Below are 20,631 nucleotides of genomic sequence, written 5' to 3' on the forward strand. Positions count from 1 at the left end.
AAAAAATGGTTCCTTTACGAGCTCAAGAAACAGTTCATCACTTGGCAATACATACCGACAGCATTCTCTCACAATACTTGCGGGGCATGTTAATTGTGATTTCTATCATGGCGGTTTACTACAGCGCGGGTTTAAGTTTTATTGGCATCAAAGGCGCGGCAGCACTGGGTGTTTTTACTGCCCTAATGATTGTCATTCCTTATATCGGAATTGCTCTCGGGTTCACACTTGCAGGATTATCAGCGCTCCTGCAGTTTGGTCCAGACTCTGAAATTATTGGAGCGCTTATCTTATTTGGCATTGGTCAATTTCTGGAAAGTTTCCTTCTGACGCCTCGTCTAGTAGGCGAGCGGATTGGTTTGCACCCCATAGCGGTTTTGTTTGTCTTACTTCTGTTTGGTAAATTATTTGGCTTTTTTGGCGTATTTCTAGCCTTACCAATCAGCGCAGCGAGCTTAGTGCTGCTGCAATACTTATGGTCTATCTATACGCAAAGCTCTTGGTATCAAAAATAAATTTAGTAGTAATGAATACATCACCATTTCCAAAACAATTTGCGCTCGATATCAGCCATTCACCCAAAGCTAGTCTAGAAAACTATCTCCCCGGAAAAGATCTTGCCTTAGTTTCCACCTTGCAAGAAATTGAGTGCTCTTGGAACACATCCCAGAATCAAAAAACTACCAACCCCTTAAATCAGCGTTGGATTTATTGGTGGGGGCCTGCAGGCTCTGGACGCAGCCACTTACTCAATGCCATGCAAAATGCTGCTGATCTTATTCGGCTCGAACAGGCAATCCTCAATCCTACAGACCCTACCTCCTGGGTACGTTTAGAGGAAAAATTAGGATCCAAGGTAGGGAGCCCGATTCCTTTTGTTATTACCGTAGACGACGTCGATCAATTAGATGAGCGCCTTGTCGGCTCTTTATTTCGCATCCTCAATGTAGTGCAAGCCAGTAAAGCAATCTATATTTTTATGGCCGGTAATACTGCTCCAGCCTCTCTGCAGCTTCGCGAGGACCTTCGCACCCGCTTGGGCTGGGGCTTGGTGTTTCAGACGCAGCTTTTGGATGATGATGAGAAAATACAGGCACTAGAACAGGCAGCTAAAGCCCGAGGACTCGTTTTATCGCCAGATATATTATCTTGGTTGTTTTCCCACTTTTATCGAGATATGCCCAGCCTAATGGGATTGATTGACGCATTAGATGCTTACTCTTTAGAAACCAAACGTGCTGTAACCTTGCCTCTTGTACGTCAGCTTTTGCAGCATAAATAATTTATTCAATACCTACTTGTGACCCAGTTAGCTCTTTTCGATTTAGACAATACCCTTTTGCCCTGCGATAGCGACTACGAATGGGGCCAATTTTTGGCTCGCATTGGCCTTGTTGATGGCGATTACTACGCAAGAAAAAATGAACGTTTCTATCAAGACTATAAAGATGGTAAGTTAGATATTCATGAGTTTTTACGCTTCGCCTTAAAACCACTTTCTGAACATTCCCGAGCGCAACTGAAAGAATGGCATGACGCTTTTATGAAAGAAGTGATTCATGGACAACTGCGACAAGAAGCTTTGGATCTAGTAAAACGTCATCAGGATGCTGGGGATCTGTGCTGCGTTATTACAGCTACCAATAGCTTTGTAACACGCCCGATCGTTGAGAGTTTTGGCATAGAACATTTGATTGCCACCGAGCCAGCCACTATCGATAACCAACACTTGGCCAACTATACCGGTGAAGTCAAAGGCATTCCCAACTTCAGGGAAGGCAAGATTCAAAATCTACATAACTGGTTAGCATCTCAAAACCTATCATTTGATGCCTTACCCTACAGCTATTTTTACTCTGACTCAATGAACGATCTGCCTTTGCTTGAAAAAGTCAGTCATCCTGTCGCTACCAATCCGGATGATCGTCTGCGCAACGAAACTCTGCGGCGTAACTGGCCCATTCTTGAATTGTTTGCATGATCACCAAATTTATCAAGCGTATTTTGCGGCGCGACCCCATGATCAAGCATACGCAGGCCAACCACACTGGGGCTCCAAAACGGATTCCAAAAAAATCGCATCGTATTGACCCAAACTTACTCTCTAAGAACGCAGTCAAAGTAACCCATACTTTGCAACAAGCTGGTTATGAGGCCTTTATTGTTGGAGGTGCGGTCAGAGACCTTGCTCTTGGCATAAGTCCAAAAGATTTTGATGTTGCGACTAATGCCACACCCGATCAAGTTCAAAGACTATTTCGTAAGGCGCGACTTATTGGGCGTCGCTTTCAGATTGTGCATGTGACCTTTTTTGGCAAAGGTCACCCTGAAATCATTGAAGTATCTACTTTCAGGGGTTTATTAGAGAACGCAGGTGATCACGTTGCTGAGAGTGGCCGAATTTTGCGAGATAACGTCTGGGGCTCACAGGGTGAAGATGCGGCTAGACGTGATTTCACTATCAACGCCATGTATTACGACCCTTCCTCAGAAACCGTCTTAGACTATCACGGCGGCATGGCAGATATGCAAAAGAAAACTTTGCGCATGATTGATGATCCGGCCAAACGCTATCGTGAAGACCCTGTTCGCATGCTAAGAGCGGTGCGTTTCTCAGCCAAAACTGGCTTCGAATTAGACCCTGCCACACGAGAGCCTATCGCAAAATTGGGAACCCTTCTAAACGATGTTCCACCAGCCAGACTTTTTGATGAACTTCTGAAGTTATTAATGTCAGGATACTCTTGGGCCGCTATTCAAGCTTTACAGAAAGCTGGGCTCCATCATGGCCTACTGCCGTTACTCGATCATATTGTGGATGGAGGAGAAGACTCTAAAGGCGCTAACAATTTTGTAAAACTTGCTTTGGCTCATATCGATGATCGTATTCAATCTGGCAAAAGTGTCTCAGCTGGATTTTTATTTGCCACCTTGCTTTGGCCTGATTTATTAAAGAATTGGAAGGCCAACTCTAGCAAAGGTATGGCTAATATTCCAGCACTTCAGGACGCGATGGACGACACGATTGCCACACAAAGTAGTGGCATGACAATTCAACGACGCTTTGAAAGTGATATGCGTGAGATATGGTCCATGCAACCCCGCTTTGAAAGACGTGTGGGTCGTTATCCCTATCGCCTTATCGAATCTCCTCGCTTTAGAGCAGGCTATGACTTTATGCTGCTACGCTGCACTACTACGGGTGAACTAAACCCTGCTATCGGTCAATGGTGGACGAATTTCATTGCAGCTGATCCAGCAGGGCAAAACGAGCTCATGGCTAGTGCTAAAAATGAATCCGACAATAGCCCGAGTCCAGCAAAAAGACAGCGCCGCAGAAAACCTAAATCCACCTTTCCCCCAGAAAGTGAAGCAGGTTAAGCAGACTTAGAGAAATTTCAGGAAAGTAGTTTCAATCTCTAGTTTGGAAACCTATGGTACAGGCATATATTGGATTTGGCGGCAACATTGGCGATACGCGTCAGCTTATTACTGATGCCATTGTTTGTTTAGCACTTCGCTCTGAACTGCAAATTCTGGCTAAAAGCTATTTGCATCAAAGCGCACCCATCGATGCCGCTGGTGGAAACTATATCAACGCTGTGATTGAAATAGAGACCGAACTGAGCCCTGACGGCCTTCTTCATGTTTGCCAGGCGATTGAGAAAGAATGTGGATGTGAGCGGTCCTATACAAATGCACCAATAACTCTTGATCTTGATATCTTCTCCTTCGAGGGAGTGACTCAAAACGAGACTGAACTGATGCTCCCTCCCTCCCCAAGATTATCGAGCGTTCATTTGTGCTACTACCACTACTGGAACTCGCCCCCGACATCCTCCTACCTAACCGGGGCGAATTAAAGACTTATTTACCTAACGTTGCCCACCAAAGAATCGAAAAGCTCGCCTGCAGGAACTGTAATTGCGGGGGAAAGCCACTTATAGCCAATCGGCTCATTAATTCATTAAACTCTCGCCATGGGTTACTTACAGGGCGATAAGCCAATCACGATTACCAAGCTCCTCGCAATACATGCTGAGGGTGAAAAGATTTGTATGCTGACCGTATATGACTCCACTATGTCAGCACTTCTAAATCACTGTGGTGTTGAGACCATTTTGATTGGTGACTCACTAGGAAATGTGATTCAAGGGCATTCCAGCACAACACCAGTCACCATTGAGCAGATGACATATCACACACCGAATGCGTTGCTCGTGCCAATACTCATGCGTTTGTTATCGCAGACCTTTCATTCGCAAGTTATGGCGATCCAGTGCAAGCCCTGGAATCTTCCGTATTGCTGATGCGTGCAGAGGCTGATATGGTCAGGCGGTGGCGACTGGCAGGTTGATGTCATTCAATATCTAGTAGAACGTAGTGTTCCTGTCTGCGCACACTTGGGCCTATTGCCCCAATCGGTTCATGTGTTGGGTGGGTATATAAAGTCCAAAGGAAATCCAAGGATGCTGCAAGCGTCATGCTCGAGCAAGCTCTCGCTTGTCAAGCAGCTGGCGCTCAGATGGTGGTGCTCGAAGCAATTCCCTATCTGCTCGGTGAAAAAATTACTGCCGAGCTTCATATTCCAACCATTAGAATTGGTGCCGTCCCAGATTGTTCAGGACTGGCATTGGTTTGACAGGATATGCTGGGAATAAGTCCAGACAAGGCACCTAAGTTTGTTAAAAACTGTATGGATGGCGCTTCATTCGATTGAAGCGCCTACTAAGGCTTATGTGCGCGCAGTGAAGTCCGGAAAATTCCCCGGACCAGAGCACGGGTTTGCAGGCTAATGAAAAGCCTGCTCCCCATTTTCTTTTTAACTAAAGAAACTCTTTACGCCGTCAAACCAACCTTTTTGCTGAGGGCTATGTTTGTCGCTCCCAGACTTCAAACTATCATCAAATGTTTGAAGTAGATTCTTTTGCTCATCAGTGAGCTTCACAGGAGTCTCAACGAGCACATGCACAAAGAGATCTCCCACCAAAGCAGAACGCAAACCCTTAATGCCCTTATTGCGCAAACGGAAAGTCTTACCAGTCTGAGTTCCCTCGGGAATAGGAAATTCAACCCGACCTTGAAGGGTGGGCACCTCAATATCACCACCGATGGTTGCAGTTGCAAAAGAGATTGGCATTTGCACATGCAAATCACTACCGTCGCGCTCAAATACTTTGTGTGGCTTCACTCGTACTTCAACATAAAGATCGCCTGATGGTCCGCCGTTAATTCCAGGCTCCCCATTGCCGACTGAACGTACGCGCATACCATCGTCAATACCTGCTGGTATCTTAATCTCAAGGATTTTTTGCTCTTTATGCTTACCGGTACCATGACAGCTTTTACATGGCTTCGGAATGTACTCACCAGTACCACGGCACTTTGGACAAGTCTGCTGCATAGAAAAGAAGCCTTGTTGAACACGTACCTGACCATGTCCACTACAAGTGGTACATGTTTCTGCTTTAGTTCCTGGCTCTGCACCAGTTCCATGGCATGGCTTGCAATTACTCCAACTAGGGACGCGAATCTGAGTTGTATAATCTTCAGCGGCTTGCTCTAAGGTGATCTCCATGTTATAGCGCAAATCAGCGCCTTTATAGACTTGCGGACCTGAATGCCGGCCGCCGCCTTGACCGAAGATATCGCCAAAGATATCGCCAAAGGCGTCGGCAAATCCGCCAGCACCAAAACCGCCACCCATCGCTGGATCTACACCAGCGTGACCATACTGATCATAAGCAGCTCGTTTATTGGGATCAGTCAGTGTTTCATAAGCCTCTTTGGCCTCTTTAAATTGGGCTTCAGCCGTTTTGCTATCGGGATTGCGATCAGGGTGGTACTTCATTGCCAACTTACGATAGGCTTTTTTTAGCTCTGCCTCGCTGGCTCCTTTTGATACACCAAGCACTTTATAAAAATCGCGTTTACTTTTAGGCACAGCCTATTCCTCTCAACTACCTGAATGACACAAGTCAGCACGAGGCCGACTTGTTATTTAAATACATCAAAACTGTGTTACTGAATGTCTGATTTCAGAATTACTTCTTATCATCCACTTCTTTAAAGTCAGCATCGACCACATCCGCATCAGGAGCAGCCCCACTAGGTGAGCCACCTGCTTTAGCTTGCTCAGCAGCCATAACTTTTTCGCCTAGCTTCTGACTAGCTTTACCTAATGCTTCTGTCTTGGCTTCAATGGCCGCTTTGTCACTGCCTTTGATTGCTTCATCCAACCCTTTGAGGGCAGCCTCAATCGCCTCTTTTTCAGAAACTTCTAAGTTGGCACCATGCTCCTCCAAGGCTTTCTTAGTGGAGTGGGCCAAGGCGTCTGCAGTATTGCGTGCAGTCACCAACTCAAGTGCTTTCTTATCCTCGGCAGCATTTGCTTCAGCATCCTTTACCATGCGCTGAATTTCTTCTTCTGTCAAACCAGAATTTGCCTTTATGGTGATCTTGTTCTCTTTACCAGTGGTTTTATCTTTTGCTGTTACATGCAAAATGCCGTTGGCATCGATATCAAAAGTCACTTCAATTTGTGGCATACCACGCTGCGCTGGGGCAATACCTTCGAGGTTAAATTCACCAAGCAGTTTATTTGCAGCAGCCATCTCTCGCTCACCTTGATAGCATTTAATCGTTACCGCAGGCTGATTATCTTCCGCAGTGGAATAAACCTGTGAGTGCTTCGTAGGAATCGTGGTGTTCTTTGGAATCATCTTGGTCATCACGCCGCCAAGAGTCTCGATCCCCAATGACAACGGGGTAACGTCTAAAAGCAACACGTCTTTACGATCGCCAGACAAGACAGAGCCTTGAATTGCAGCACCAACAGCCACAGCCTCATCAGGGTTAACGTCCTTACGAGGCTCTTTACCAAAGATTTCTTTTACTTTGTCCTGAACTGCAGGCATGCGGGTTTGGCCACCGACCAAAATTACGTCGTCGATATCAGCCACATTGACACCTGCATCTTTAATTGCAGTTAAGCAAGGACCGGCAGTGCGGTTAATCAACTCTTCAACTAAAGACTCTAATTTGGCACGAGTTAACTTTAAGTTTAAATGCTTAGGACCACTAGCGTCAGCGGTCACATAAGGCAAGTTGATTTCCGTTTGTTGGGCAGATGACAACTCAATCTTGGCTTTTTCTGCAGCATCTTTAAGACGCTGCAATGCCAAGACATCTTTACTCAAGTCAACGCCTTGCTCTTTCTTAAACTCGGCAATGATCCAATCAATGATGCGTTGGTCAAAGTCTTCACCACCCAAGAAGGTATCACCGTTAGTAGAAAGCACTTCAAACTGCTTTTCACCATCAACGTTAGCTATCTCAATGATAGAGACATCAAATGTACCGCCGCCTAAGTCATAGACGGCAATCTTACGATCGACCTTGTCTTGCTTGTCTAAGCCAAACGCTAATGCAGCAGCAGTTGGCTCGTTGATGATGCGCTTCACATCTAAACCGGCAATACGACCGGCATCTTTAGTTGCTTGACGTTGGCTATCGTTAAAGTAAGCAGGCACAGTAATGACTGCCTCTGTCACTTCTTCGCCAAGGTAGTCTTCAGCAGTTTTCTTCATTTTGCGCAGAATTTCCGCAGACACTTGCTGTGGTGCCATTTTCTTATCGCGTGCTTCAACCCAAGCGTCACCATTATCCGCTTTAATAATTACATAAGGCATCAAAGAGATATCCTTTTGCACTTCTGGATCTTCAAACTTGCGACCCATCAAACGTTTCACTGCGTAAATTGTGTTTTTAGGATTAGTTACTGATTGACGCTTTGCAGGTGCGCCAACTAACACTTCGCCATCTTCGACGTAGGCGATGATGGAAGGAGTTGTGCGAGCGCCTTCAGCATTCTCGACAACTTTAGGCGCATTGTTTTCAACGACTGAAACGCATGAATTCGTGGTTCCTAAGTCGATACCGATAATCTTTCCCATAATTACTCCAAAAAATTAAGTTGCTGTTTTGTACGTTGATGCATATTTCGATACCCATTAAATGGGGTCTACAAATAGGATTTCAAGGGCAAAAAAGGCAGATTTCTGCCTTTTTTATGCCTTTTAATGGCTTTTTTGGGGTTCTACACCCAGATAGCGAACTTATTTAGGGGCACTGACCGTAACCAAAGCAGGTCTCAAAACCCGATCCGCAACGGTGTACCCCTTTTGCAAAACTGAAACCACGGTATTGGGCTCTTGCTCGGCAGGCACAGAAGCAATAGCTTGGTGGTGATGGGGGTCAAATTTATCGCCCACAGCTGGGTGAATTTCTGTCATGCGACCCTTTTCAAAAGCAGATAACAATTGCTTGAGGGTAATTTCCAAGCCCTCTTTGAAGGCCTTGGCATCGCCAGCATCCGTACTCAATGCAGCGTAAAGACTATCGGTTACCGGAACTAAGTGCTCTGCAAAGCTTTCAATCGCGAATTTATGGGCTTTGGCGACATCTTCAACTGCACGACGTCGAATATTTTCTCCCTCAGCCTTAGCGCGTAAAAAATTATCTTGTAACTCACCAATCCTTTGATTGAGTTCGGCAATCTCTTGCTCCGGAGTTTTAGCTGCGGACTCTGAATTTGTTGCAGCCGCATCCGTAGCGCCTGGATCGATGGATAGGTCCTCCTGCTCCGAGGATGGATTTTGATTTTCTTGTGTCATGGGTGCTCTCTTACTTTTCTATGAAGATCATTATTACTTTGCAATATGGAACCAATTCATTCTATTTCAACCCTGATTCCTCTCAGCTAACTGGGCCCTCTCATGACGCTTTGCTAATTCAGGCTCAGATTCCACACCCAAAGCCCAGCCTTGTAAATGATGATGGGCAATAGCACTCAGGGCATCGATCCACTTGGGATTACTATTCAAGCAGAGGATGTACCGATAATCTTTTCCACCATGCTCCAAAAAAATTTCGCGGGCCTCCATTGCGATTTCTTCTAAGGTCTCTAGACAGTCAGCGGGGAAACCAGGACAAAAAATGTCGATGCGTTGACAACCTTCTTTAGCCAACTTTTCAATCGTGGATGCGGTATATGGCTTCAACCACTCGGTTTTACCAAAGCGCGACTGAAAAGTCACAAGATATTGCCCTGGCTCTAAACCTAATGACTCACCTAATAAGCGTCCTGTCTTCAAACACTCACAATGATAGGGATCGCCCTTCATCAGATTACGCTTAGGCAAGCCATGAAAAGCCATCACAAAGCGATCACCCTTGGCAAAATCAGGTCGGCTCTCACTATCCCAGCTAGCAAGAACCTGATCACGTAGCGCTGCAATATAAGCAGAATTATCGTGATAGTGCTTTACCAAGCGCAACTCAGGTTGATCGCGCCAACTTTTCAAAACCCTGAATACTTCGTCAAAACTAGAGGCAGTGGTTGTTGCAGAGTACTGGGGGTACAAAGGTAGTAACAGCAAACGCTCCATACCTTGAGCCTTCAGGCCCTCAAGAACAGATTGCGTAGATGGATCTCCATAACGCATAGCCAAATCAACCAAGACCGTATGACCTTCATTGGCGAATTTCTCACCAAGATCTTTAGCTTGTAAGCGTGAGTAATGCATCAATGGAGAGCCTAACTTTGGCAGCCAAATAATGGCATATTTTTTAGCAGAAGCACTACTACGAATGGGCAAAATAATGCCGTTCAAAATAAACCACCAGATGAAACGAGGAATTTCAACCACACGCGGATCAGAGAGAAAATCTTTTAAGTAAGCACGTACCGCTTTTGGTCTTGGTGCTGATGGCGTGCCTAAGTTCAGCAATAAAACTGCGGTTTTGGAGGCGCGTAAGTGTGGGTTCTGATTCAAGATGGATTGTCTCTAATAATTGAAATAAATAGGTGGGCTCTGATGAGCTCAAGGCGCCGGAAAGTCATTTAGAGGTAATGTCGACAATGGGAATCACCCGATCATCGTCCATACGTGTGGGCGTCTATGACGCCCAGTGTTCCGACAATCTGACCGCCAACACTTGTAGGAGCGCTAATTACAGCAAGATCCTCATAAGGCAGCAAATCACTTTCACCCCCAATGAAAATCTGTACTCCATCTGCATGACTTGAAACATCGAGTAACTGCATCAAAACTGATTTTTGCTCCAGCATGTCAAACATTTTGCGCAACTTATCCAAGTTAGAGCTTAAATCACCAACATTTAGTAAGCGACGCTCTCCAGACAAAATCATATCGCCTCTACCCATAGCGTAATCAGAAAGACCGCTTTGCAGAGCCAGGGCCATTAATCCAGAGATATCTGCGCGTAAGTTGTCTATATCAGATTTGCGATGCGACCGCACTTGATCAAAACTTGTACCTGCGAAATGGGTCTTAATAAAATTACCCACCTCAATGAGTTGGCTTGGTGAGCAGTCTTGCGTAGTAGGCAGGATTCGATTCTGCATATTGCCCTCTGGAGCCACCATGATGAGCAAAATCTTGCCTTCACCCAAACGCAGGAATTCAATATGTTTAAAAACTTGAGCACGCTTTGGCGTCATCACCACCCCAGCAAAATGGGTCAAGTTAGACAAAATCTGAGCTGCCAAGGTCAATACTCGCTGGGGAGAGTCAGGCAAAAGGCCTTTTTCAACTTCTCTAGCGGCTATTTTCTCCAAGGGGCGGACAGTCACCATGGTATCTACGAATAAACGATAGCCCCGTGGCGTAGGAATACGGCCAGCGGAGGTATGCGGGCTAGTTACTAAACCTATATCCTCGAGATCAGTCATCACATTCCGAATGGTGGCTGCCGAGAGGTCTCAACCAGAATATCGAGACAGGGTACGCGAGCCAATAGGCTGGCCCTCCTCGATATAGCGCTCGATGAGGGTTTTTAAAAGGGCGCGGGAACGTTCTTCCATGGTGGAAGGGATTTTATGCCTATGGTTTAATCGTTATGTGTTAAGCCCCTCCCCAAATTCCAGCAAAAAGGCATTTAGCCGGGTTGCACTTGTCGGCAAATACCAGGCGGCTGGTATCGAAAAGCGCCTAAATGATCTTTCAAAGCTCTTAAGGGGTCTGGGCTGTGAGGTGTTTTTAGAGGCTGCTACCGCCCAACATTTAGGGTTACAAGAGTTTTCCATTAAAACTGCGGATGATTTTGCGGGTGCCATTGATTTGGTGGTGGTTCTTGGTGGCGACGGCACAATACTAGGAATTGGTCGTCAACTTGCTGGTAATGATGTACCCCTAGTGGGTATCAATATGGGGCGTCTAGGCTACATGACTGACATTCCGATTCAGTCTGTTCAGGTCATTCTTCCTAAAATTCTTGCTGGAGAATATGAAGCGGACACTCGCACCTTATTGGATGCGGTGGTCATTCGCAATGGCGTAGAAATTAATCACGCCTTGGCACTCAATGATGTTGTGGTGAATCGCTCAGGAATTTCTGGGATGGTTGAATTAGCAGTGCACGTCAATGGCTCGTTCATGTACAACCAGCGCTCAGATGGATTAATCGTATCGACCCCCACTGGCTCGACTGCTTATGCTCTTTCAGCTGGCGGCCCGATTCTGCATCCACGCGTTGCTGGAATCTTGCTTGCTCCAATTGCGCCGCACTCTCTTTCTAATCGTCCAATTGTTTTGCCCGAAGACTCATTAACGATTATTGAGGTTGTAGATGGACGAGAGGTCATCATCAATTTTGATATGCAATCCCAAACCGACTTACAAACGGGTGACAGGATTGAAGTACGTCAATCCCAAAAAACGATCACCCTATTGCATCCTCGCAGTCATAGCGACTACAAAACCTTACGCGAGAAACTGCACTGGAATGAGTATCCATCGACATTCTGATATCGAATTTTTTGCTACGCTAATACATGCTTCAAACCATCTTACTTCGTGATTTTGTCATTGTTGATCAGCTTGAGTTAGATTTCTCAAGCGGCTTCACTGTGCTGACCGGAGAAACTGGTGCAGGCAAATCCATCCTCTTGGACGCGCTCAGCCTTGTTCTTGGTGAGCGGGCAGATAGCAGTCAAATTCGCGAAGGCTCGAATCGCGCCGAAATATCAGCCCTCTTCCGCATCGAATCAGAGCAGGCTAAATCCTTAAGCCAATGGCTTGATGAACAAGGGTTTCCACTTGAGGATGATGGTCAGAGTCTGCTTCTGAAAAGAACAGTCGAGACCAATGGACGCAGCCGCGCATTTATCAATGGACGCATTGCTACATTGACCCAATTACGTGAAGCAGGCGATCAACTAGTCGATATTCATGGTCAACACGCACATCAGCTTTTGCTGAAAGGTGGCGCTCAACGGGAGCTACTTGATCGTCATGCGGGCCTATTACCGTTGGCGACTGAAGTTGCTCAAGCATTCAAGTCCCTAGTAAATTCACGTCGTCGGCTTCAACAGGCAGAAAATGCTGGGCAAGATATTGAACGTGAGCGAGAACATCTTAAATGGCAGCTAGAAGAATTGAATGAACTTTCTCCACAGGAAGGCGAGTGGATCAACCTTCAAAGCGAACATGCACGTTTAGCAAATGGGGCAAAACTGATTGGCGGATGTCAAGAATCTATCGAGATATTGAGTAAGGCCGATAATTCCCTAGAATCTACATTATCTAAAATATCTAGCAATATCAGATCATTAGCAGAGCTTGATCCAAGTCTTAGCGATGTGAGTCAATCATTCGAATCCGCAACTATTCAGCTCGATGAAGCTATTCATGGACTCAATCGTTATTTACAAAAGCTTGATTTAGATCCCACTCGCCTTGCCCAAGTCGAAGAGCGTATGCAAGCTATTCACACCGTAGCTCGCAAATACCGCACCGAGCCTGAAGCATTAGTGCAGCTTCTTCAAGAGACATCTGCACGCTTAGATGCTCTGACGGCCTCTCAGAATATTGAGGCTCTCAGACAACAAGTACAGCAAGAAGAATCGATCTATTTAAAGCTCGCAAAACAACTCTCGCAAAAGCGGAGCAAAGCTGCGATGGAACTTAGTCACTTAGTAACTAAAGCGATGCAAGAACTATCTATGGCTGGTGGCTGCCTTGAGATTGCTCTCGTGCCACTCAACGAAGGCGCATCATATGGTCTAGAACAAATCGAATTTTTGGTTGCAGGTCATGCTGGAAGCACTCCCCGCTCGCTCGCTAAAGTAGCCTCAGGCGGGGAATTAGCCCGAATTAGCTTGGCCATTAGCGTCATTACTAGCAAAGCATCATTGACGCCAACACTCATTTTTGACGAAGTAGACGCCGGCATTGGTGGTGCAGTTGCTGAAACAGTTGGCAAACTATTGCATCAATTAGGACTATCCCATCAAATCTTATGCGTGACCCATCTGCCACAAGTAGCGGCCCAAGGAAACCAACACTTCAAAGTTAACAAATCTCAAAATGATAAGAAGACAGTGTCACAGGTTCAAATTTTAGGTCACACTGAACGGGTTGAGGAAGTTGCTCGCATGCTTGGTGGCACTACAATTACGGAAACCACTCGTCGTCATGCACGAGAATTATTAGAGCAAAATTCAATACTTTCTGTAATAAGTAAAGCCAACACTGAGATAAGTGTCAATCAGCGTCAGAAGGCGCCTTAAATATCTCCAACCAGAGTGTTTGTACAGCTTTCCTTGCAGCAATCAAATCAGGCTCACTGTCTAAAAGAATACGAGTCTTTTCGGCACCATCCAAACGCAAGCGGTGTTGACGTGATCTGAGCAATCGATAGGCATCACCTACAGATTGGGCCGCCTCCTTTGTAATGAGACTCATCTCGCTAGCAATATGAAGAAGCGCAATATTGCCGAGGTTTCCAATGAGTCCAGGAAATTGATGTGCGTAAGCTAAAACCAAAAACTGGACAATGAATTCAATATCTACCATGCCGCCAGCATTGTATTTCAGGTCAAACTCCATATTGCCATTGGGATGTCCTGTATGCACCTTGCGGCGCATCTCCAAGATTTCCGCCCGAAGCTGATCAATATTGCGCTGCTGACTCAACACTTCAGAACGCACCCCATCAAAAAAGGCCCCAACATTTGGATTGCCAGCGGAGAAGCGTGCGCGGGTAAGAGCTTGGTACTCCCAAACCCAAGCAGCATTGTCACCCTCGCGAAGTTGGTATTTTTTAAAAGCATCCACATTAGTCACCAAGAAACCAGCTGAACCATTAGGACGTAGACGCGTATCTATTTCAAATAAACTTCCAGTTGAGGTAAATGCAGTAAGCCAGTGAATCATGCGCTTAGCAAGCAATGCATATACCTCTTGAGCGGCGTAATCAGTCTCTGATGCCTGATATAAAAAGATAATATCCAGATCTGAGGCGTAACCTAATTCTTTCCCGCCTAACTTGCCATAAGCAATGACAGCAAATCGAGGAATTTCGCTAACTGGAAAGTCGAACTTTTGTGCAACATTAGGCCAGATACGTTCAAAAGTGATCTGCAAAATTAAATCGGCCAAGGCGGATAAATGATCACTCACCCGCTCTACTGGTAGCGCTTGTTGAACACCAATCCCAAGATCAGTGAGCAGTGTAATAAAAGTTTCATTTTGATGAGTGACTCGTAAAATATCCATTGCTTGCTCGGAGCCATCGTCCTCTGCCATCACATCATCTAACCGCATATTAAGAGTACATCGAACTTCAGACCAATATTGATCTGGATCCTCAATTAATGCCCTTTCAGTTTGAGAATTTAATAAATAATCCAGCAAATGAGGATGACGCGTTAAATACTGAGCTCCCCATTGAGATGCTTTAAGTAACTCTAGGACATTAGACAAGGCTCTAGGGTACTCAACTAGGATAGAGAGATAAGCGCTACGCCTCGCTATTGCCTCGAGTAGATCGAAGAAACGCAACAATGTTTGATCCGCATGCTCAGAGGTAGATCCATCGCTGTGTAAACGCGCTGCCGCTTTACACATTAAATTATCAAAAATTAAACGGCTTTTTTCAGGTAGTAGTTTTTGTTTTGGGCCATCTATCCAAGCCTGCCACCGAGTATGAGAAGTGGGGAAAAAGGATTGGTCGGGAGACCAATCAGATGCCAATGGAGCAATTTCAAGTCGCTTACTATCATCCAATAAAAATGCTGTATCAAAAAGTTGGGCAACTTGATTTTGATGGCGATCTAACTCAGCCATAAATGAAGCCGTTGCGGCATCTTTATCTTGCATTGTTTTTGCCAAGCGCAAACGCGTTTCTTCATCATCAGGCAGGTAATGTGTTTGCTGGTCATCCCAAACTTGTAGACGATGCTCAAGACGTCTTAAATAAACATAAGCGGCTTGCAATGAGCCCACCTCGTCTGCGGGCAGAATTCCAAAATCTTTAATTAACTCCAATACCTCTAAGGTAGGACGGACTCTGAATCGCGAATCAGTACCACCCCTCATCAACTGGAACATTTGCGCCAAGAATTCAATTTCTCGAATCCCGCCGCGTCCTAACTTCACATCACGTGAACGACTGTGATGACCCGAAGATCTTTTTTCTGCTGCTGTTTGTATTTGTGCGTGCAACTCTCGAATAGAGGCGATGACTCCATAATCTAAATGTCGACGAAATACAAATGGACGGATCAGTTGCCCAAGCTCTTTTTGACAATGCACAAAGTCGGGTGTATCTGGTAAAGGCGCAATCAATCTACCTTTAATCCAAGCGTAGCGCTCCCACTCTCTACCTTGAATGAGTAAGTACTCTTCGAGCATATCCAGACTACACACCAGCGGACCAGAATCCCCATTGGGACGCAAGCGCATATCTACTCGAAATACAAAGCCATTTGCATCATGCTCAGCCAGTAGTTTAATGACACGCTTACCCATCCTAGTAAACCACTCATGATTCGAGAGGCTCTTTGGACCGCCAGCAGTTTCACCCTCATGCTCATACAAAAAGATTAAATCGATATCAGATGAGAGATTGAGTTCTAGACCACCCAACTTGCCCATGCCGACAACCATCAGCGGCATTTCTGACTGGGTAGTCTGACTCCAGGGTAAACCAAAACGGTTGTTGAGATCCTCCCTCACATAAGCAATAGAAGCAGAAACCGCCAATTCAGCAAAATAGCTTAGAGCGTGGGTTACCTCTTTTAGGTCTGCCATTCCATTTAAATCTCGAAAGGCAACCCACAACATTAATCGTTGTCTTGCCAAGCGTAACTTTGCCATCCATGGGGCTTCGTCCTGATCGCCATCATGCCGACCAACTTCACACTCTTCCAATAAATTTCGAATACCCTGCAGATCAATGCCTTTAGGTCCGTGAGTACGCAGCCAAACCAGCCATTCTGGCTGTGCCCCAAGCCAACGCCGTGCATAAGTGGAATTGCGCTCTAAAAAATCAATTTGCTGGGAAAATTGATCCATCCTTTCATTTTAATCCGACCCCGGAAACCTCGGCCTAGATTCTTGGCGATCAACTCAAGGGTGACGGATAATAGGGGTCATGCTGCAGAATATCACCCCGCCTCGTCTCAAGAGTGTGTTTACTAAACGACTTCAGGGCTCAGGCGGAGCCTGGCGGAAGTGCGCGCTCATTTTGGCTGGGGTGGTTTTTGCTCTGTTTGTCTTGGGGCACATCGCTGTCCGTTTTATTCTATGGCCACAAATCGAGAAGTCTAAAGCCTCTGTTGAGAGCTTATTGAGCGCCCGTATTGGTGTCGAAGTTTCCATGGACTCTCTACACGTTTCATGGACTGGCATCAGACCCAATTTTGAAATTGAAGGATTACGCTTCAATAGCCCCGAAAAGACAAATTCGCTTTTAAGTATTCAAAAAATTAATGGGCAATTAAGTTGGTCTTCTTTTTATCATCTATCGCCTTATTTCCACGAGCTGAACATTGAAGGCGCCGAGATTCATGCCCAAAGAAATAATAATGGAGTCGTCACCATTGCAGGATTATTGATAGATGGCAAATCAAATGACTTTTCTGCTGAGAATTGGCTTTTTGCGCAAAATGAAATTCGCATTAACAACGTAAAATTATTTTGGGATGATCAACTCAAAAAGAAAGCAATTACCTCTGTAGATATTCAAAGCTTATCTTTGAATAACGGCATTCGCAGTCATACAGGATCAATCGGCGCCACCACTCCATGGACTAAGGGACCGCTCTCTGTAGAAATTAATTTAGCTCACCATTTAGGTGGCCAAGCAGGAAATTGGCGAGACTGGATTGGAACGATTACATGGACACTCAATGAGCTTCAACTCAGCCAGATCGCCACTGCGTTTGACATTCCCCTGAATACATTAGAGGGGGTGTTGAGCTCACATGGAAAATTAAGATTAGATAATGGCAAGCCTGATGGCGAAGAAGTTGATCTTGCAGTCGATAATTTAACCATTCAACTCTCCAAGAATGAAGATGCAATCGCCTTAGGTAGATTGGAAACCAAGCTTGCGCTTGAGACAGATGGTGGAATGATATCCGTAACCACTAAGACCTTTGCCTGGCGCGATACAGAAAGTTCAAAGTCCACCCCTTTAGAAAATTTAAGTCCAATGACTTTCCGCTGGAGACCACCAGCAGATGATGGGGAAATTAAGGAATTTGGATTTTCTTCTCCTAAAATTTTGGTACAAGATGTCGCATTGTTTGCTCTCACTTTACCGCTCTCTAAAAAAGTGCATCAATGGATTCAAGCATCGCAAGCAGATGGTGAATTACAAGATTTAGATATCAACTGGTTTGAGTGTAAATCGCCATTATCTGCCTTAAATATTCCTGGCGGATGGTTTAAATCAAACAAATTAGCCTTTACGGTAAGTGCCAAATTGATTGACTTGAGTTTTGTGGGTATCAATAAATCAATGCCTTCGGTTTCCAAGCTCTCTGGGTTTATTACAGCCGATCAAAATAAAGGTAGCTTCTCGATTCAGTCTAAGGATCTCCAAGTCGAAGTGAATGATTTATTGGTAGATCCTAAAATTCATTTGAATCAGGCTAGCGGACAAATTTCGTGGTCTAAACCAAAGGGAAATTGGGTTATCAATGCTAAGAAATTAGCAATGATGAATCCTGAAATTACGACAACCCTCAGTCTCAATTACATCATTGGTGAGGGTAAAAATCCAGACTATATGAGTCTGGATATGGATTGTTCTCAGGCCAACCTCAAAACTGCCTATCGCTATCTACCCGTTGGCATGGGAGCCGATGCTAAAATCTATTTAAGTAAAGCTTTTGATGGGGGGGTTATCAAGAAAGGTAACCTTCATATCAAAGGCGATCCTAATGAGGTGCCTTTTCCAAAGACTGGCACAGGAGAGTTTTCACTTAATCTTCCGATCTCAGGGGCAACTTTCAGCCCAGCACCGACGCCATCTTCTTCGCAAGGCGTCTGGTCTCCATTCAATATGGTTACTGGCGTAATTAATATGCAAAACGCCAAACTTACTGTTGATATTGATCAGGCAAGCTATAAGCGAGTGAATTTAAGTAAGGTTCATGCAGAAATTCCTAGCGTTAGCGCAAAGCAACTCATCCTCTCAGTCAATGGAAATGCTCAAGGTGATGCTCCACAATTTCTAGACTATTTATTTGCATCACCAGTTGGCAAAAAACACATTGCTCTGGAGCGAAACTTAAAAATTACTGGTCCAACCGACCTTGGTCTAAATCTCAAGATTCCTCTCACCGGGAATGGGGATACCGAAACTGATCTCAAATTAAGCTTTCCTGGTAATAAACTTCAGTGGGCCGAATTACCCCCTTTTGAAAACCTCAAAGGCAAAATTCGCATTACTGATGTCAATCCAGAATTTGAGGACGTGACAGCCAACTTTTTAGGAGGTGCGATCCAGATTACCAGTGCCACACCTAAACAGAGCAGCCATGCCTTTAATATTTCAGGCGATATCTCTGCTAGTTTTATTAAGGATTACTTTGCAAATGATCCTGCAGTCCAGACGCTCCCGATATTGCAAGCGATGAGTGGCGCAGCAAAATATGAAGGAGCCATTCACTTCAATAATGGCAACAGCGAAACCAAGTTAAAAATTAACATGAAAGATTGGGCAAGCAATGCCCCAGCACCCCTAGCAAAACAAATGGGCACTCCTCTGTCAGGAATGCTCACCTTAAAAACCTTTGCCAAAAATAAAGGGAATCTCAATCGCTTCTCCTGGAATGGAAAGATTGGGGATAACTACTATATTCAAGGAGAATTGGCAGGAGATGACACTCTACGTCATGCTATAGGTATTGGTACCCCAACCACCCTGCCGCAACAGGGTCTTCAACTCAATCTTGCAAGGAATGAATTAGATCTCGATAGTTGGCAAGATTTTCTAAATAGCCAAAATAAAAAGAAACCTGCACCTAGCTCTGCATCAAGCTCTAATTCTTTGAGTTCTAATAGCATTCAGATTTCAGCGCAGGTAAAACAGCTCACTTTATTTGACCGCATTTGGCAAGACTTCAATCTCAGCGGAAATAATAAAAATTCTGCATGGCAATTTCGCTTAAGGGGATCCCCTCAAATCACCGGCAATATTCAGTATGAATCAGCCAGTCAGTCTCCGCCTAATGGTCAAATCAGTGGCAGGTTAGCTCGCCTTAAAGTGCCCGAAGCAGTAAAGATTGCTGCAATACCCACTAAGACCGCTGCAAAAACGCCATTGGTCAAAAGCAAGCTTGAACCAAATTTAATACCCAGTATCGATCTCATCATTGATGACTTTAGCTGGGATAAAGTCCAATTAGGACAAGTAAAAGTTAAATCCAGAACCATTGGCAACACGCTCACAATAGATTCAATCCAATTTAATAATCCTCAAGGAAGCTCGATCTTAGAAGGGAGTTGGATAGGAGGCACCAAAAACCAGTCAGCACATACAAACCTCAATTTCTCATTAGACATTAAAGATGCCGGCAAAATTATTAGTCATTGGACAGGCCAAAAATCTGCAGAAGGTGGCAAAGGTAAATTGACTAGTTCAGTAGAATGGGGCGGCACACCTTTTGGACCAAAATATGAGACTCTGACAGGTAAGGCAAGTCTTAATCTTGAAAAAGGGCGTCTATTAGAAGTCAATACTAGCGGAGCAAAACTACTCGATGTCTTGAGCTTACAAAGCCTTTTTAGATTTGCCACGCTTGATCTTCAAGGTAGTCTTGGCAATATTGTGACTAAAGGTACTCCTTTCAATTCTATTGATGCATCATTTGATCTCAACTTAGGTGAGGCACAGACAAAGCTATTCACCATGGAACTAGATCAAGCACGAGTAGCAATGACTGGACAAATTAATATTCCTAAGCAAACTCAAGATTTACGCATCACGATCTTTCCTACCATTGATGCTACCGCTGGTTCTCTTGCTGCATTTGCGATAAACCCCATCGTGGGCCTTGGCGCATTAATAGGACAGTACCTTATTACGAGTCAGATTAATCGCAACCTTCAGTCTGACTATTTAGTTCAAGGTTCCTGGGACAATCCAGAGGTGATTCCTCTCGATCAAAAGGGTCAGCCGATTGACGCTAAAACTTTAGAAACGATTCGCAGCAAAGATTTGCTTAAAGAGCAGAGCAAGCCAACAATTCCGAGCTCGGGTACGCAAAACAATCCAAGCAACTCCAGCACACCCAATAAAACCTCAAACTAA

Annotated in this window: 13 protein-coding genes and 2 pseudogenes; 9 read left to right on the forward strand and 6 right to left on the reverse strand. The window is 45.0% G+C overall.

The genetic code is table 11. The features are described 5' to 3' along the window. Positions 1-5 precede the first annotated feature (5 nt). The 6 genes and pseudogenes from DXE31_RS11945 (at position 6) to panB (ending at position 4,796) form a co-directional block, all read left to right on the forward strand. Positions 6-515, forward strand: coding sequence for an AI-2E family transporter (locus DXE31_RS11945; RefSeq protein WP_269460568.1), 510 nt, complete (start codon positions 6-8; stop codon positions 513-515). An 11-nt stretch (positions 516-526) separates the two neighbouring features. After that, positions 527-1,282 carry an HdaA/DnaA family protein gene (locus DXE31_RS02155; protein ID WP_114697653.1) on the forward strand — a complete coding sequence of 252 codons (756 nt, stop codon included), beginning with the start codon at positions 527-529 and terminating at the stop codon, positions 1,280-1,282. An 18-nt stretch (positions 1,283-1,300) separates the two neighbouring features. Next, positions 1,301-1,981, forward strand: a complete 681-nt coding sequence (locus DXE31_RS02160) for a histidinol-phosphatase (protein ID WP_114697654.1) — start codon at positions 1,301-1,303, stop codon at positions 1,979-1,981. Then, positions 1,978-3,381, forward strand: coding sequence for a polynucleotide adenylyltransferase PcnB (pcnB, locus tag DXE31_RS02165; RefSeq protein ID WP_114697655.1), 1,404 nt, complete (start codon positions 1,978-1,980; stop codon positions 3,379-3,381). Before DXE31_RS02160 ends, pcnB begins: the two co-directional genes overlap by 4 nt. Positions 3,382-3,434: 53 nt before the next feature. Next, on the forward strand, positions 3,435-3,863 hold the full coding sequence (gene folK, locus DXE31_RS02170; protein WP_197712103.1) for a 2-amino-4-hydroxy-6-hydroxymethyldihydropteridine diphosphokinase: 429 nt from the start codon (positions 3,435-3,437) through the stop codon (positions 3,861-3,863). 117 nt (positions 3,864-3,980) lie between these two features. Further along, positions 3,981-4,796, forward strand: a pseudogene (gene panB / locus DXE31_RS02175) (3-methyl-2-oxobutanoate hydroxymethyltransferase). 26 nt (positions 4,797-4,822) lie between these two features. Here the strand turns inward: panB and dnaJ are convergent. From dnaJ to hrcA, 5 genes and pseudogenes are all read right to left on the reverse strand, one after another. Beyond that, positions 4,823-5,944, reverse strand: a complete 1,122-nt coding sequence (dnaJ, locus tag DXE31_RS02180; RefSeq protein WP_114697656.1) for a molecular chaperone DnaJ — start codon at positions 5,942-5,944, stop codon at positions 4,823-4,825. Between the two features lie 100 nt (positions 5,945-6,044). Continuing rightward, the gene (dnaK, locus tag DXE31_RS02185; RefSeq protein ID WP_114697657.1) at positions 6,045-7,955 is read right to left on the reverse strand and encodes a molecular chaperone DnaK; all 1,911 of its coding nucleotides are present in this window, start codon (positions 7,953-7,955) and stop codon (positions 6,045-6,047) included. A 162-nt stretch (positions 7,956-8,117) separates the two neighbouring features. Continuing rightward, positions 8,118-8,675 carry a nucleotide exchange factor GrpE gene (gene grpE / locus DXE31_RS02190; protein ID WP_114697658.1) on the reverse strand — a complete coding sequence of 186 codons (558 nt, stop codon included), beginning with the start codon at positions 8,673-8,675 and terminating at the stop codon, positions 8,118-8,120. Between the two features lie 66 nt (positions 8,676-8,741). Then, a complete protein-coding gene (gene hemH / locus DXE31_RS02195) occupies positions 8,742-9,836 on the reverse strand; it encodes a ferrochelatase (protein WP_114697659.1) in 1,095 nt (364 codons plus the stop codon). A 64-nt stretch (positions 9,837-9,900) separates the two neighbouring features. After that, positions 9,901-10,888, reverse strand: a pseudogene (gene hrcA / locus DXE31_RS02200) (heat-inducible transcriptional repressor HrcA). A gap of 37 nt (positions 10,889-10,925) precedes the next feature. Between hrcA and DXE31_RS02205 the strand changes: the two are divergent. Then, a complete protein-coding gene (locus DXE31_RS02205) occupies positions 10,926-11,831 on the forward strand; it encodes an NAD kinase (protein WP_231969295.1) in 906 nt (301 codons plus the stop codon). 26 nt (positions 11,832-11,857) lie between these two features. Beyond that, positions 11,858-13,594 carry a DNA repair protein RecN gene (recN, locus tag DXE31_RS02210; protein WP_114697661.1) on the forward strand — a complete coding sequence of 579 codons (1,737 nt, stop codon included), beginning with the start codon at positions 11,858-11,860 and terminating at the stop codon, positions 13,592-13,594. Here the strand turns inward: recN and glnE are convergent. Further along, entirely contained in the window at positions 13,569-16,382 is a 2,814-nt protein-coding gene (gene glnE / locus DXE31_RS02215) for a bifunctional [glutamate--ammonia ligase]-adenylyl-L-tyrosine phosphorylase/[glutamate--ammonia-ligase] adenylyltransferase (protein ID WP_114697662.1), read from the reverse strand. The genes recN and glnE overlap by 26 nt on opposite strands. 79 nt (positions 16,383-16,461) lie before the next feature. Here glnE and DXE31_RS02220 point away from each other — a divergent pair, with 79 nt between their 5' ends. After that, positions 16,462-20,631: a YhdP family protein gene (locus DXE31_RS02220; RefSeq protein WP_174222255.1), complete on the forward strand. Its 4,170-nt coding sequence runs from the start codon at positions 16,462-16,464 to the stop codon at positions 20,629-20,631.

Origin of the sequence: Polynucleobacter necessarius (assembly GCF_900095185.1) — a bacterium.
Classification (GTDB): domain Bacteria; phylum Pseudomonadota; class Gammaproteobacteria; order Burkholderiales; family Burkholderiaceae; genus Polynucleobacter.

Excerpts from the sequence above, each read along its gene's own strand:
- grpE (WP_114697658.1), bottom strand. The coding sequence starts at position 8,675 with ATGACACAAGAAAATCAAAATCCATCCTCGGAGCAGGAGGACCTATCC.
- folK (WP_197712103.1), top strand. The coding sequence starts at position 3,435 with ATGGTACAGGCATATATTGGATTTGGCGGCAACATTGGCGATACGCGT.
- DXE31_RS11945 (WP_269460568.1), top strand. The coding sequence starts at position 6 with ATGGTTCCTTTACGAGCTCAAGAAACAGTTCATCACTTGGCAATACAT.
- DXE31_RS02155 (WP_114697653.1), top strand. The coding sequence starts at position 527 with ATGAATACATCACCATTTCCAAAACAATTTGCGCTCGATATCAGCCAT.
- recN (WP_114697661.1), top strand. The coding sequence starts at position 11,858 with ATGCTTCAAACCATCTTACTTCGTGATTTTGTCATTGTTGATCAGCTT.
- pcnB (WP_114697655.1), top strand. The coding sequence starts at position 1,978 with ATGATCACCAAATTTATCAAGCGTATTTTGCGGCGCGACCCCATGATC.
- dnaK (WP_114697657.1), bottom strand. The coding sequence starts at position 7,955 with ATGGGAAAGATTATCGGTATCGACTTAGGAACCACGAATTCATGCGTT.
- DXE31_RS02220 (WP_174222255.1), top strand. The coding sequence starts at position 16,462 with ATGCTGCAGAATATCACCCCGCCTCGTCTCAAGAGTGTGTTTACTAAA.
- glnE (WP_114697662.1), bottom strand. The coding sequence starts at position 16,382 with ATGGATCAATTTTCCCAGCAAATTGATTTTTTAGAGCGCAATTCCACT.